The following is a 13,546-nucleotide window of genomic DNA, read 5'->3' as shown; positions in this document are numbered from 1 at the left end:
GGCCTGTCTCGGGCTCATTCGCGAGTCGGTCAGGGCACCAGGACCGCGCGCCCCCGGATCTGGCCCGCGTCCAGGCGGCGGAAGGCTTCCGGCCCCTCGGCGAGGTCGAAGCGCTCGACCTCCATGTGCAGCTTGCCCGCCTGGGCGAGGGCCACGCACGCGTGCAGGTCGCTGCGGGTGCCGCCCAGCGATTTCCGCACGGTCGCGCCCCACGGCCAGCCCAGGCCGCCGGCCGGTCCTGCGGTGATTTCCGGTGCGCCGCCGCCGATTCCGACCATGCGGTAGGCGCCATTGGGGGCGACGGTCTCGCAGGCCAGCTTGGCGGTGGAGTCCACGCCGACGAAGTCGAAGACGGCGTCCGCGCCGCGGCCGTCGGTGAGGTCGAGGATCTGCTGGGCGGTGTCGCCGCCGGAGAGGATGCCGAGTTCCGCACCGCAGTCGGCGGCCAGGTCCAGCTTCTCCTGCGCCTGGTCCACGGCGATCACCCGCACGCCGGAGATGGCGTGCAGGATCTGCACCGCCACGTGCCCGAGCCCGCCGATACCGATGGCGACCGCGGTGCCGCCGGGCCGGAGTGCTTCGCGCGCACCGCGAATGGCGTGGTAGGCGGTGAGGGCGGCGTCGGCGACCGGCGCGGCCTGCAGGAAGTCCAGGTCGCCGATGGGCACGAACGAGCTCGCCGGAATCCGCACGTACTCCGACATGCCGCCCTCGATGGTGAGTCCGGGGCAGGGCGGCATGGCGACGCGACCCGCCGCGAGACAGACGTTCTCGTTGCCGCTCACGCATTCCCGGCAGACGCCGCAGGTCCAGAACAGGTAGACGACGCCGCGTTCGCCGATCTCGCGCCCGTTCACGTCCGAGCCGATGGCCTCGATGGTGCCGGCGATCTCGTGGCCGAGGGTGAGCGGATCCTCGCGCAGCTGGATCGGGAAGTTGACCAGGGTCAGGTCGGAGTGGCAGACCCCCGCGGCGCCGACCTTCACCAGCAGGTCGGTGGGTCCGATGTCCGGGACCGGGATGTCGTTGATCTGCACCTTTTCCGGGCCGGTCCACTGGAGTGCGCGCATCGTGCTTCCTTGCCTCGAGCTTGTGATCTGGCGCACACGGTAGCAGTGACTTTACACTGTGTCTATCGAATGACGGAATGTCTACTGATTTACTCGAAAGTCTTCCCACCATGTCGGACAGCTGTCTAGGCTCGCGTCCCATGAACACACCGCGGATCGCCATCGTGGGCGCCGGAATCTCCGGGATCTGCATGGCCGTGGCTCTGCAGCGGGCCGGATTCACCGACTTCGCCCTCTACGAGAAGGCCGACGAGTACGGCGGCACGTGGCGCGACAACAGCTATCCGGGCCTGGTGTGCGATGTGCCCTCGCGGTACTACCAATTCCGGTTCGCCATGAATCCCGAATGGTCACACCTGTATTCGGCCGGACCGGAGATCAAGGACTACCTGGTCGGGGTGGCGCGCGAGCACGGACTGCACCGGCGTACCCGCTTCGGGACCGAGGTGACCGGCGCGGTGTTCGACGGCGACGGCTGGCAGCTCACCACCTCCGACGGCGTGACCCGGCGCGTCGACTTCGTGCTGTGCGCAACGGGTTTCCTGCACCACCCGAGCCGGCCGGACATCCCCGGCCTGGACGAATTCGGCGGCCCGGTCATGCATTCCGCGCGCTGGCGGCACGATGTCGAGCTGACCGGCAAGCGGGTGGGCGTCATCGGCACCGGCTCCACCGGCACCCAGCTGGTGAGCGCGCTCGCGGGCACGGTGCCGGAAGTCGTGCTGTTCCAGCGCACTCCGCAGTGGATCCTGCCGACGGTGAACCGGCCTTACACGCGGGTGTCGAAGCGGCTCTACTCGCTGATCCCCGCACTGGGCGCACTCCCCTACTGGTTCAATCGCGCCGCCTTCGCCGTGTTCTCGCAGGGCCTGGTGCATCCCGGCCGGGTGCGCCGGTTCATCCAGTGGGTGGTGGAGCGAAACCTGCGGTCGGTCAAGGATCCTGAACTGCGCCGCAAGCTGACGCCCGACTATCAGGCCATGTGCAAGCGGCTGGTGGTGTCCGACCGCTTCTACCAGGCGGTGCAGCGCCCCGATGTCACGCTGGTGACCGAGGGCATCGATCACGTCGAGAAGCGCGGCGTGGTGACCACCAGAGGCAGCCTGCACGAGCTCGACCTCCTGGTCCTGGCAACGGGATTCGACTCGCACGCTTTCATGCGCCCGATGGCCATCACCGGACTGGACGGCCGCACCCTGGATCAGGCCTGGGAGCAGGGCCCGCGCGCCTTCGAGGGCGTCATGATGCCGGACTTCCCGAATCTGTTCATGCTCGTCGGCCCGCACAGCCCTTTCGCCAATCATCCGCTGACCGCGGTCGCCGAGGCGCAGTCCGCCCGTATCGTCGGCTGGCTGCGACGGTGGCAGGCAGGTGAATTCGCGACCGTCGCCCCCACCCGCGCCGCCACCGACCGCTACAACGCGCGGATGCGGGCCGCCGCCCCGAGCACGGTGTGGACCACCGGCTGCACCAGCTGGTACCTCGGCAAGGACGGGCTGCCCGAGCTGTGGCCGTGGACCCCGGGGCGCTACGAGAAGCTGATCCGCAGCGCACCGGATCCGGTCGACTACGACCTGAATCAGCGTGTCGAGAGCCGGAAGTGAGATCGTGGAAATAGCGTTCTGGCGCTTGCTCTCCCGCCTGGTGGGCCACTGGTGGTTCGGCCCCGCCCCCGACTGGTCCCGGGTCCGCGCCCGGGTCGGCGCGGGCACCACCTTCGCCCGGGCGCCCCGCGGTATCGCCGTCGAGACCAGTCGACTCGGCGGCATACCGGTCGAAACCCTCACTCCCCGTTCGGCGCCCGCCGATGCCGCGGTGCTGTACCTGCACGGCAGCGGCTATGTGATCGGCATGCCGCGCATGGTCCGCACCCTCACCGGCGCGCTGGCGGCGGGCATGGGGACCACCGTGCACGCCCTGGATTACCGGCTGGCCCCCGAGCACCCGTACCCGGCTGCCATCGACGACACCGTCGCCGCCTATCGAGCCCTGCTCGCGGCGGGCATCCCGGCCGAACGCATTGCGGTGGTCGGTGATTCGGCCGGCGGCGGCCTGGCGCTGGATCTGGCCCTGCGGCTGCGTGAGAAGCAGTGGCCGCAACCCGCGATCCTCGGGCTCATCTGCCCGGTGCTGGACCTGACCGCGAATTCCTCGGCCTTCCAGTGCGATCCGAGCCGGGAGCCGCTGCTGAACCCGCCGCTCATGACGCAGTTCATGGATGCCTATCTGCCGGGTGTCCCCGAGGACGAGCGCCGCGCCCGGTCTCCGCTCTACCGCGACATCACCGGCCTGCCGCCCATCGTCATGCATTCGGCGGGCGACGATCTACTGGCCGGGGACGCCCGCCGTTTCGCCGCCCTGGCGGCGAAATCGGCTGCGCCCCTGCGGCACCGCGAGTACCGCAATCTCTGGCACGTCTTCCACGCCATGCCCATGCGCGTGGCACGGGAAGCCGTGACCGATCTCGCCTCCGCACTGTCCGACCGCCTCTACGGCCACCACGTCGGCCACCGGGCAAGCCGTTGATCGATCGATCCGGCATCGCCGCCCGGTCCGGCACGTTCAGCGCCGGGCGGCGTGCTCGTCCAGTTCGAGGTCGATGAAGGCTCCGATCATGGCCCGCCACACCGCTTCCGCGACGGCGGGCGCCAGTCCGGCCGCGTCGGCACGCTCGCGGGCGAGCGCCACAACCCGCTCCACGCGATCGGGCGCGCGCACGGCCTGCTCGTCGGCCTTGAAAGTGGCGGCCGCGCGCACCAACTCCTGTCGCTCGGCCAGCAGCCGGATCAGGTCACCGTCGAGAACATCGATGCGCGTGCGGACTTCGGCCAGCGAACGTGGAGCGGACATGAGCAGGCAGCCTATCGAACGCCGGGCGCCCGGCGTTCGGGCTCGAACGCCGGGCGCCCGGCGTTCGGGCTCGCGGATCACACGAAAGCCCGGCTGACGACCGGCACCACGAACTCCTCCAGCATGGCGCGCTCCTCGGCGTCGTCGCGGCCGGGGGCGGCGAGGAAGGAGACGATGATGCGGGTCAGCCAGCGGGCCAGGCGGCTGCGTTCGGGATCGGTGAGGGCGGTGGGCGTGAACAGGCCCGCCGCAATGGATTCGATGACGTCGGAGTCCTGGCTGATGCGTCCGGCCGCGCCGGATTCGCCGGGGCGGAACCAGGCGATGAGCATGGGGTCGGCCCGGACCGCGTGGATCGCGCCGAGCATGGCGGTGACCACCTTCTCGCCCGGATCCTCGATCGCGGCGACCTGCTCGAACACGCCCCCGGCAATGCGGCGGGTGGCGCGGTGCACGAAGGCCAGGCGGACGGCCTGCCGGTTGTCGAAGTACCGGTAGAGGGTCGCGCGGGAGCATCCGGCCGCCTTGGCGATATCGCCCATGCCGACCGCGGTGACGCCGCGTTCGGCGAACAGGCGCGCGGCGGCATCGAGGATGCGCTCGGCGGCCAGGTCGGCGCGGCCGTCGGCCAGCCAGTCTCGGCTCATGGATGTCCCTTCGCTGCTCGCGGATCCGGCGGCGGGCAGCCGCCACCGGACCCACTCGTTCACACTCTGCCCGCGCGGTGCGCGGACGGTGCGACCGGGCCGACCTTGCGCGGTGGCCGGCCCGGAGTCGGTCAGGCCGTCGCCCGGAACGGGACGGAGATCGGCCAGCGCACGTAGTTGCCGTGCGCCCACTGCACGGTATCGAGATCGACGGTGAAGTCGGGGCAGCGGGCCAGCAGTTCCTCCAGGGCAACGCGTGCCACCATGCGGGCGGCGGCCGCGCCGAGGCAGTGGTGGTGGCCGTGGCTGAAGGTCATGATGCGCTTGGGATTGCGGCGCACGTCGAGTTCGGCGGCGGTGGGCCCGAATTCGCGTTCGTCGCGGTTGGCCGACCCGTAGAGCAGCAGCACGCGGCGGCCCGCGGGGATGGTGACGCCGTGCAGCTCCACATCGCGGGTGGCGGTCCGCGCCAGGCCCTGGACCGGGGAGGTCATGCGGAGGAATTCCTCGACGGCGTCGGGGATGAGCGCCGGATTCTCCACCAGCAGGCGGCGCTGGTCGGGGAAGGCGGTGAGCAGTTGCACCGCGCCGCCGAGGTTTCCGGTGGTGGTGTCGTTGCCGCCGGTGATCATGGTGAAGGCGAAGCCGAGCATGGCCAGCAGGCCCTCGTTGTCGCCGTCCGCGCCGAGCCCGGAGGCCAGCAGGTGCGAGATGGTGTCGTCGCCGGGTTCCTTGCGCCGCCGGTCGATGAGTTCGCTGAAGTAGCCGACCATTTCACCGACCGCGGTGAAGGCGTTCTGGTCGCCCGCGGCCAGCCCCGCACCCTCGACCGCGCCGCCGACGATGTTCTCGGTCCACGCGTCGAACTTGCCCCGATCCTGTTCCGGCACACCGAGATAGTGCGCCACCACCATGGTGGGCAGGGGCTTGAACAGGTCTTTGACGATATCGCCGGAGCCCGCGGCCCGCAGGCCCTCGATGCGCTCGATGACGAAGGCGCGCACCTCGGGTTCGACCGAATTGACCTGCCGGGGTGTGAATCCCGGCGATACCCGGCGGCGGAAATCGGTGTGGTCGGGCGGGTCCATGAAGACGAACGGCTTGGCGGCGCCGAATCCGGCGGCCAGCAGGTCGACGTAGTCGACGGTCAGGCCGGAGGCCGAGGAGAAGGTCTCGGGGTCGCGGGCGGCCGCGTACACGTCCGTGTGCCGGGACAGGACGTAGAAGTCGTCGGATTCGCGGCCCTCCGGGACGGCCCGGTGGACCGGATCGTGGTCGCGCAGCTGGGAATACATGGGATACGGGTCGCGCCAGGTTTCGCCGGAGCGCAGTTCGAATCGCACCGCATGAGACGCCGTTGAACTCATGAACCGACGGTAAGACAAAACTCACGATATGTCTAGAACCTGTTGCATAACTGTCCTGATGTACCAGGCAGTCGGGATCAGAGCACCCGGAAGCGCACCGGATGGGCCAGCGTCCGGCCCGCGTCATCCAGATGATGCAGCAGGTAGGAGCCCGTCGGCAGCGGACCCGGCCGCAGGGCCGCGTCGGCCGGGACCACGGCCGCGCCGACCTGCCGCAGGCCCGCTACCGGAGCGACCGCGGCATCGGCCGCGCCCGGCTGGGCGATGACCGGTAGGACCACCTGATCCCGCGTCACCCCGTTCCCCAGCGTGAGAGTGCGCAGCGCGGGCGTGGCGGGCACCGTGGCGGCCAGGCCACCGGGATCGGCGTAGACGGCGAGGCGATGCCCGGCCACCGCACCCGCGAGGCCGTAGCTGACAACCAGATCCCGGCCGGGCTCGTAGAGGGACCGGTCGAGCAGCAGCCGGTCGAAGGGCGCCGCGTCGTCGGCGGTCCGTCCGGCGGCTCCCGTTTCCACGAATCCGCGTGCCCGGCACCAGAATCCGGCATCGGCGGCGGCCGTCACCGAGAAGTCGTACCAGCCCGCGCCCTCGGCGTCGGCGTCACAGGACATCTCGCGCCGTTCGGTCCCGCCCGCCGCGATCTCGATAGTCCAGGGCCCGTCGTTACGGTAGGCATTGGAGACCACCGCGACCGAAACACGGTGCGTCCCGCCATTTTCGAATACCCAGGAGAGCTTGCGCCTGCCGGAGGCGGCCGCGGCGGCGGTGACCCGCAGCGCGCCGCACGGACCGGTGAGATCGCCGGCGAAGCGGCGCTGGAAGCCGTCGGGGCCGTACACCGAATAGTCGTAGCGTCCGTTCACCGCCGGAAAGTCCTGTGCGACAGCGCCGCCGCCGGGGATGTCGAACCGGGTCGGCGTGAAGTCCGCGGCGAAGGCGTTCGGATGCACCCGGCAGTGCACAGTGCCGGGGCCGCCGTTGTCGATGGCGACGGTGATCCCGCCCTGCCCGTTGGGCGCGCACCGGGCCTGCATCCGGTACGGCAGCGGTACCCGCGCCTTGCTGCCGCTCTGCTGCTTCGGCAGGCGCTGCACGAACGGAAGCGGTTGCGCGACACCGGACATCGTCTGCTCGCCGCGCGGGGCGGCGGTGGGCAGGATGAGGGTGCGGCGCGCGCCGAAGTCGAACAGCGAGGACAGGTCGCCGCACCCCGCCCGCCGCCACGGGCTGATATTCGGTTCGGCGACACCGGTGACCCGCTCCAGGAACTTCAGCACCGAGGTGTGGTCGAACAATTCGGAGCAGACGGCCTGTTTGCTCCACGGCGACACGATGATCGCGGGTGTCCGCGCGCCCAGGCCGACATTGTGGCGGCCGAAGTATTCACCGGCCGCGCCCGGCGGCGGCGCCGGCGGCGGGATGTGGTCGAAGTACCCGTCGTTCTCGTCGTAGTTGAGGATGAATACCGTCTTGTTCCAGACGTGCGGGTGTTCGGCGAGCGCCTCCAGCACCCCGCGCACCATGGCCTGCCCATTGCGCGGGCCCATGACCGGATGCTCGCAGTCGACGTAGGGCGCGACGATCCAGGACACCGTGGGCAATTGTCCGGTCGCCACGTCGGTGCGGAAGGATTCCACGAGCGTGCCGGTGCGCGCCCGCAGCAGCCCCTGCTCCACCAGCGCCCGCTGCCCCGCCGACAGCTCGTCCAGGCCCCGCTTCAGGTCGGCGGCGTAGGCGGGTTCGAGGCTCGGATCCCGTTGCAGGTCCGCGTAATAGCGGAAGAAGTTCTCGAAGGCGACCCCGCGCCCGCCATTGGTGTACTTCAGCGCCGCCCGCGCGGCCTCGCGGAAGGGCAGGAAGAACTCGAGCGCATTGTCGGTGTAGTTGTCCCACTCCTGGTAGACGCGCCAGCCGATGCCGCGCTCCTGGAGTCGTTCGGCGTAGGTGGTCCAGGGCAGGCCGAAGATGATGTCGTTGACGTAGCGTCCGGCGTCGGGGCCGAGCAGCGCGTCGTAGAGGAACAGATTGCCGGTCCGCGGCGCGACCAGCCCGGCCAGCGATTCGGCGACCGAGTGCGGGAGGGCGCTGGTCAGTCCGTGCACCATCCCCAGTACGGCGTCCACGATCCCGGCGACCGGCAGGCTGCGCATCCAGCGCAGTTTCAGATCATCGGCGAACAGCGAGACCTGCAGGGATTCCGCGAAATTGTCCAGGGCCAGCGGGTTTTCCACGGTGCCGGTGAACAGGTACATGCGATTGGGGTCGGTGGGCCCGTTCACCGAGCAGTGGTAGCCGTCGCACAGGGTGAACGCCTCGGCCAGCTGGTAGTAGAAGCCCAGGCTGTCGCGGTCGTAGCCGACCATGGTGCCCTCGCCCTTGGCGGGGATCCAGCCGTCGTGCCGGCCGAAGGCGAAAGCGTCATGGCCGGTGCGGGTTCCGTGATCGGTGCCGTCGATGTTCTGCAGCGTGGTGGGGTACGGCAGCACCACCCGGCCGCCGTCGGGCTGGTGGAAAACCGAGCGTCCGGTGGACAGTTGTAGCGCATTGAGATCGGCATAGCCGCGCACGCCGGCCATGGAGCCGTAGTAGTGGTCGAAGGAGCGGTTCTCCTGCATGAGGATGACCACGTGTTCGATCCGGTCCCAGCCGCCGGGCGGGGCCGGTTCGGCCCAGGCCTGCACCAGGCTCGGCGGGAGCATCGACATGGCTCCGGCCGCACCACCCAGCTGCGCGGCGTGCTTCAGAAAACGCCTCCGATCCATGGCAACCCCTGTGAGCATAGGAACGGCTACCGTTGAGGATCGCCGACCGAGCTTGGGGGTTCGTGGCGGTGAGGGGGATCAGTAATGAAGGGTCAGTTAATCATTGGCTCCGGACGTCGCGGATCTGTCACGTGGCATTCACTGCTGTTCAGCCGGCGTTGTCCTCGTCGCGAACCAGCAGGAAGACCAGTTCGGTATCGCCGATGCGCAACACCGCTCCATCGGACAATAATCCGCTGTCGGCAACCCGTGCGCCATCGACATAGACGCCGTTGGAGGAGTGCAGGTCCTTGATCACCCAGGTGTGCCCGTTGTCGATGAGCAGCGCGTGGTGGCGGCTGACCCGGCCGTCGGCGAGCGCGATGTCATTGTCGGACAGGCGGCCGATGCGGGTCGTGGAGCCGATCACCGGAAAGACGTTCCCGGAGCGGTCGCGCAGCAGCGCCTGTGGCTCGTGCCAGCTGCGGTCCACGATGGTGGTGGCGCGGGTGGCCGAGGCCGCCGCGACCGCCGGCACACTGAGCTGATCCTGGCGGAGGATGCGCGATTCCAGCTCCCGGATGCGATGCCCAGGATCGATGCCGAGTTCCTCGGCGAGGATGCCGCGCAGCCGGCGGGCCGCCTCGAGCGCGTCGGACTGCCTGCCGGTCAGGTAGAGCGCGGTGATCAGCTGCTCCCAGAGCGATTCCCGCAGGGGATGATCACGCACCAGCAGGGCCAGCTCGGAGACCACGCCCTCGGCGCGGCCCTGGGCGATATCGGCCTCGGCGCGAGCCTCGATGACGCCGATGCGCTCGTCGTCGAGGGCGACGGCGTAGGCGTCGGCGAAGCCGAGTCCGCGCAGATCGGACAGGACCGGTCCGCGCCACTGGGCGAGCGCGTCGGAGAGGGCGGCGGTGGCGGCGGCGAACCGTCCGGCGGCGAGGGCGCGCAGGCCGTTCTCGCGGCGGGCCCGGAAGCGGAAGACATCGCAGGCCGGGTCCGCGAGCACGATGCGATAGCCGGTGCCCATGTGCTGCAGCATGTTCCGGGCGTCGATGCCGCCGTCGCGCAGCGGCTTGCGCAGATTGGAGATGATGGCGTGCAGGCTGACGCGTACGTCGGGCGGCGGATTGTCCTCCCAGACCGCGCTGGCGAGGGCCTCGACGGATACGGGACGGTTGGCATTGATCGCCAGGTAGGCGAGCACGGCGCGCTGTTTGGGCCCGCCCAGCGGCTGGGACAACCCGTCGATGGTCAGCTGCACCGGGCCGAGCACCCCCACCTGCGCGCGCACCTCGCCCATCGCCGACCTCCCACCCGGCCCCAGCTGTCGCCCGTCACTGTAGCCATCCACGGCCGCCCCGCCCCTCGCATCCGCCGAATTCCTCTCACCGAAATGGTCGGTCCCCGGCCCGAATTCGTTCCACCGGGCGCGAATACGACGGGCATGCACTGGTGCCCGCACCGGTGCATGCCCGTGGACGCTGTCCCCGGTCAGGGGTTGAGGTTGTAGACCTCCACGCTGCCCATCACGGTGACCGGGTAGTTCGCCTTCACCCAGGCGGTGATCTGGGCGGAGGTGGACTGATCCGAATCCGAATTGCCCGGGCCGGACTGCGGCGCGTTGCCGCCCTGGGCCGGCTGGGGGTCGGCACCGCCCGGCTGGGGGTCGCGGCCCGCGCCGGAGTGGTTGTGGCCGGACTGCGGGTTGCTCGGCTGACCGGCATTCGGCTGGCCACCCCGAGAGTTGTTGTCCTGTCCGGATTCCTCGCGCTGACGCACCAGCAGGTAGCCGATCTGGTGGTCGGCGACATACTGCTGGAACTGGGCCAGCGTCGGTGAATCGTCGCGACCGCTGAAGCCACCGACCGCGAGCAGCGCCTTGCCCGTGCTCAATTCGAGCGAGCTGACGTCCTGAGCGCCGATAGCCGCTGCGGCCCAACGGGTGTCACTGCCCGCGATGAGGCCGGCGATCTGCGGGTCGGCCACGCCGCTGCGCTGGCCGGGGCCGCCACCGTGTTCGCTGCGGGGCGGACCGGCGGTCGGGCTGCCGCCATTGTGCACCTGGGCGACGGTCTCGAGGGTGTAGACGGTGGGACCGAGCAGACCGGCGAGCAGAACGAAGACGCCGATGGCGAGCGTGAAGCGCGGCAGCTTCGGGGCGATCAGCAGCACGGCCGCGGCGACCACCGACAGCGCGACCAGCGTCCAGCGCAGCCACGGCAGCCATTCGGGGGTGCGGTGCAGCAGCACGAACGACCACCCGCCGGTGGCGAGCAACATGACCGCGAGGGTGCCGCGGGCCGCGAGATGTGTACGGCGCTGCCACAATTGGGTCGCACCGATGCCGATCAGCGCAGCCATCGCCGGCACCAGTTCCATGGCGTAGTACGAGTGGAAGCTGCGGCTCATGTAGCTGAGCACGGCCGCGGTGGCCAGCAGCCAGCCACCCCACAGCAGCAGGCCGGCGCGCACGCGATCGGTGCGCGGCAGCCGGCGGGTCAGCCACAGTCCGGCGATCAGCGCGATCAGCGCGGCGGGCAGCAGCCACGAGAATTCGGTGGCGAGCTCACCGCTGAACAGGCGGGTGAGACTGGGCTGCGAACCGAAACCGCCGTGCATCTGGGACGGGTCGGCATGCTGGGCCGGATCCGGTGTCGGCATCGGGGGCGGCGTGGGCCGGTGGCCACCGCCGTTCTTGTTCCCCAGCACCCGGCCGAGGCCGTTGTAGTCGACGGCCAGTTCCCAGAGGCTGTTGCTGGTGGAACCGCCGATGTAGGGCCGGGATCCCGCGGGCCACAGTTCGACCAGCGCCACATACCAGCCCGCGGACAGCACCAGGGCCACGCCCGCGGATGCCAATTGCGTGATGCGCGTGCGCCATCCGCCCGCGCCGGCCACCAGCACCACCAGCGCGAGGCCGGGCAGCACCAGGAAGGCCTGCATCATCTTGGCGAGGAAGCCGAACCCCATGAGCACACCCGCGCCGACCAGCCAGCCGGTGTTGCCGGACCAGAAGCGTTCGCCGCGGGCGTCGATGGCCCGCACCGTGCAGTACGCGGCGGCCACCAGCAGCAGGAGCATGAGGGCGTCGGGGTTGTTGAAGCGGAACATCATGGCCGCCACCGGGGTCACCGCGAGCGCCGCGCCGGCGATGAGGCCGGCGGCCGGTCCGGCCCAGCGCCGCACCGCGGCGATGAGCAGCGCCACCGCGGCCACGCCCATGAGGGCCTGGGGCGCGAACATGGACCAGGAGTTGAAGCCGAAGATGCGGCCGGACAGGCCCATCGCCCACATGGCGGCGGGCGGTTTGTCGACGGTGATGGAGTTCTGCGGGTCCAGCGACGCGAACAGCAGGGCCTTCCAGCTCTGGGTGCCGGACTGCACGGCGGCGGCGTAGTAGCCGTTGCCCCAGCCCGCGCCGCCGAGGCCCCACAGGTAGACGACGGCCGTGGCGATCAGCAGCGCCAGGGTGGCCGGTCGCTCCCAGCGCGGCTGCCCGGGCGGGTTGAGCAGCGTCGCCCACCGCGACGCGCGCCTACCCTCCGACAAGGCTGCGTTGTCCTCCCCGATGGAGGCGTCGCCGCCTCCGGAGGAGGCCGCATCGCCCGCGACGCTGGTGATGGTCGACATGCCACCCGCCTTCCTGTGTTCCCAGATTCCGATTGACCTCGCGGAGCCTAGGCGGCGGGTTTTGAACCGAGCTTCAGGTCGGCTGGGAGTTCCCTGTGAGAGACCGCGAGGGCACTTCTACCTGGGCAGACAGCAAGAAGGGCAGCCATTCGGATGCCCTTCCGCGTGTCGTCCGCGCTGCGGACCGCGTTGTTCGGTTGTCCTGCTCCGGGGACATCGGCAGTTGCACATGGCTTCTCCGATCCGGGCGGATGTGGTCAGACGGTGGGCAGGGTGAAGGCGGCGGTGCGGACCTTCCCGGCGTGCTTGAAGTCGAGGAACAGCCGGTAGGTGCCGCGGCCGGGAACGGCGGTGTGGAAGGTGATGTCGGGGCCGGGCGCGGTGACGCCATCGCCGGGCTCACCGTTCGGGTGCACATGGACGTAGGCCAGATCGCCGGCGCGCAGGATCACCAGATGGCCGTAGGCCGCCAGGTAGGGCTGCAGATCGGTGACGGGCGCGCCGTCCTTGCGCACGGTGAGGGTGAGCAGGTGGCCCTCGCCGGGAACCAGATCGCCGTCCAGGGTGACCTCGTAGCCGTCGACGGTGATGGTGCGCTGCGGTTCCGGCGCGGTGCCGGGCCGGTAGTCGCCCGCGATGCCGAAATCGGCTCCCAGCGTGATGGTCTTGCCGAGGGCGCGCGGCGCGATATCGGTGAAGGCGCGGTAGGCGCCCGCCTCGGGCAGGTTCAGCCGGACGGTCCAGGTGCCGTCGGCCTGCCGCTCCGGGTGCACGTGCCAGAAGCCGGTCAGCTCGCGCTGCACGACGATCAGGTGCAGTTCCTTGTCGTGGATGGCGTCGAAGTCGTGGACGGGCAGGCCGTCCGGGCCCAGGATGCGGAATCGGAACTCGATTTCGCCTGCGGTTACGACCTTTTCGGCGAGGTCGAGGGTGTAACCGTCCTGGGTGATCTGGAGTCCGCCCGGCAGGCCGCCGTCGTGGCCGCCGTGGGCGTGCCCACCGTGAGCGCCGGGCGCCTCGTGGGCCGTATGAGCCGCGTGATCGCCGTGCCCGGCGTGGGCCGCGTGATCGGCATGGTGGGCGTGAGCAGTGTGGTCGACCGGGGCCGCGTGGTGAGCATGCGCGGCGTGATCGCCGTGCGCCGCGTGATCGTGGTGTCCGGTGTGCGCCTGGGTGGTCATTTCTCTTCCCTCTCAACTGCTTCGGTGCCTTACGAAAGATCAAGTTAATAC

General features: G+C 70.1%; 10 protein-coding genes. 2 read left to right on the top strand and 8 right to left on the bottom strand.

From position 1 onward, the window contains the following. Positions 1 to 29 precede the first annotated feature (29 nt). Complete coding sequence (locus ACWEQQ_RS21925) at positions 30 to 1,070, bottom strand: NAD(P)-dependent alcohol dehydrogenase (protein WP_452349479.1); 1,041 nt, start codon at positions 1,068 to 1,070, stop codon at positions 30 to 32. A gap of 140 nt (positions 1,071 to 1,210) precedes the next feature. On the opposite strand from ACWEQQ_RS21925, the gene ACWEQQ_RS21920 reads away from it, so the two are divergent. Both ACWEQQ_RS21920 and ACWEQQ_RS21915 read left to right on the top strand, forming a co-directional pair. After that, on the top strand, positions 1,211 to 2,674 hold the full coding sequence (locus ACWEQQ_RS21920) for a flavin-containing monooxygenase (RefSeq protein ID WP_452349478.1): 1,464 nt from the start codon (positions 1,211 to 1,213) through the stop codon (positions 2,672 to 2,674). Positions 2,675 to 2,678: 4 nt separating this feature from the next. Next, a complete protein-coding gene (locus tag ACWEQQ_RS21915; RefSeq protein ID WP_452349477.1) occupies positions 2,679 to 3,596 on the top strand; it encodes an alpha/beta hydrolase in 918 nt (305 codons plus the stop codon). Between the two features lie 36 nt (positions 3,597 to 3,632). Here the strand turns inward: ACWEQQ_RS21915 and ACWEQQ_RS21910 are convergent, their stop codons facing one another. From ACWEQQ_RS21910 to ACWEQQ_RS21880, 7 genes are all read right to left on the bottom strand, one after another. Beyond that, positions 3,633 to 3,920 carry a chorismate mutase gene (locus ACWEQQ_RS21910; protein WP_379445972.1) on the bottom strand — a complete coding sequence of 96 codons (288 nt, stop codon included), beginning with the start codon at positions 3,918 to 3,920 and terminating at the stop codon, positions 3,633 to 3,635. Positions 3,921 to 3,997: 77 nt separating this feature from the next. Beyond that, entirely contained in the window at positions 3,998 to 4,567 is a 570-nt protein-coding gene (locus tag ACWEQQ_RS21905; RefSeq protein ID WP_452342371.1) for a TetR/AcrR family transcriptional regulator, read from the bottom strand. A 131-nt stretch (positions 4,568 to 4,698) separates the two neighbouring features. Then, on the bottom strand, positions 4,699 to 5,934 hold the full coding sequence (locus ACWEQQ_RS21900) for a cytochrome P450 (protein ID WP_452342370.1): 1,236 nt from the start codon (positions 5,932 to 5,934) through the stop codon (positions 4,699 to 4,701). A gap of 77 nt (positions 5,935 to 6,011) precedes the next feature. Beyond that, on the bottom strand, positions 6,012 to 8,699 hold the full coding sequence (locus ACWEQQ_RS21895; RefSeq protein ID WP_452349476.1) for an alkaline phosphatase family protein: 2,688 nt from the start codon (positions 8,697 to 8,699) through the stop codon (positions 6,012 to 6,014). A gap of 148 nt (positions 8,700 to 8,847) precedes the next feature. Further along, entirely contained in the window at positions 8,848 to 9,984 is a 1,137-nt protein-coding gene (locus ACWEQQ_RS21890) for a BTAD domain-containing putative transcriptional regulator (protein WP_452349475.1), read from the bottom strand. Between the two features lie 191 nt (positions 9,985 to 10,175). After that, complete coding sequence (locus ACWEQQ_RS21885) at positions 10,176 to 12,314, bottom strand: glycosyltransferase family 39 protein (RefSeq protein ID WP_452349474.1); 2,139 nt, start codon at positions 12,312 to 12,314, stop codon at positions 10,176 to 10,178. A gap of 257 nt (positions 12,315 to 12,571) precedes the next feature. Then, on the bottom strand, positions 12,572 to 13,495 hold the full coding sequence (locus tag ACWEQQ_RS21880; RefSeq protein WP_452349473.1) for a hypothetical protein: 924 nt from the start codon (positions 13,493 to 13,495) through the stop codon (positions 12,572 to 12,574). Positions 13,496 to 13,546: the final 51 nt, after the last annotated feature.

It is taken from the genome of Nocardia sp. NPDC004123, assembly GCF_053603795.1.
Note: the sequence above shows the minus strand (reverse complement) of the source record. Positions and strands in the feature narration are given on the sequence as shown.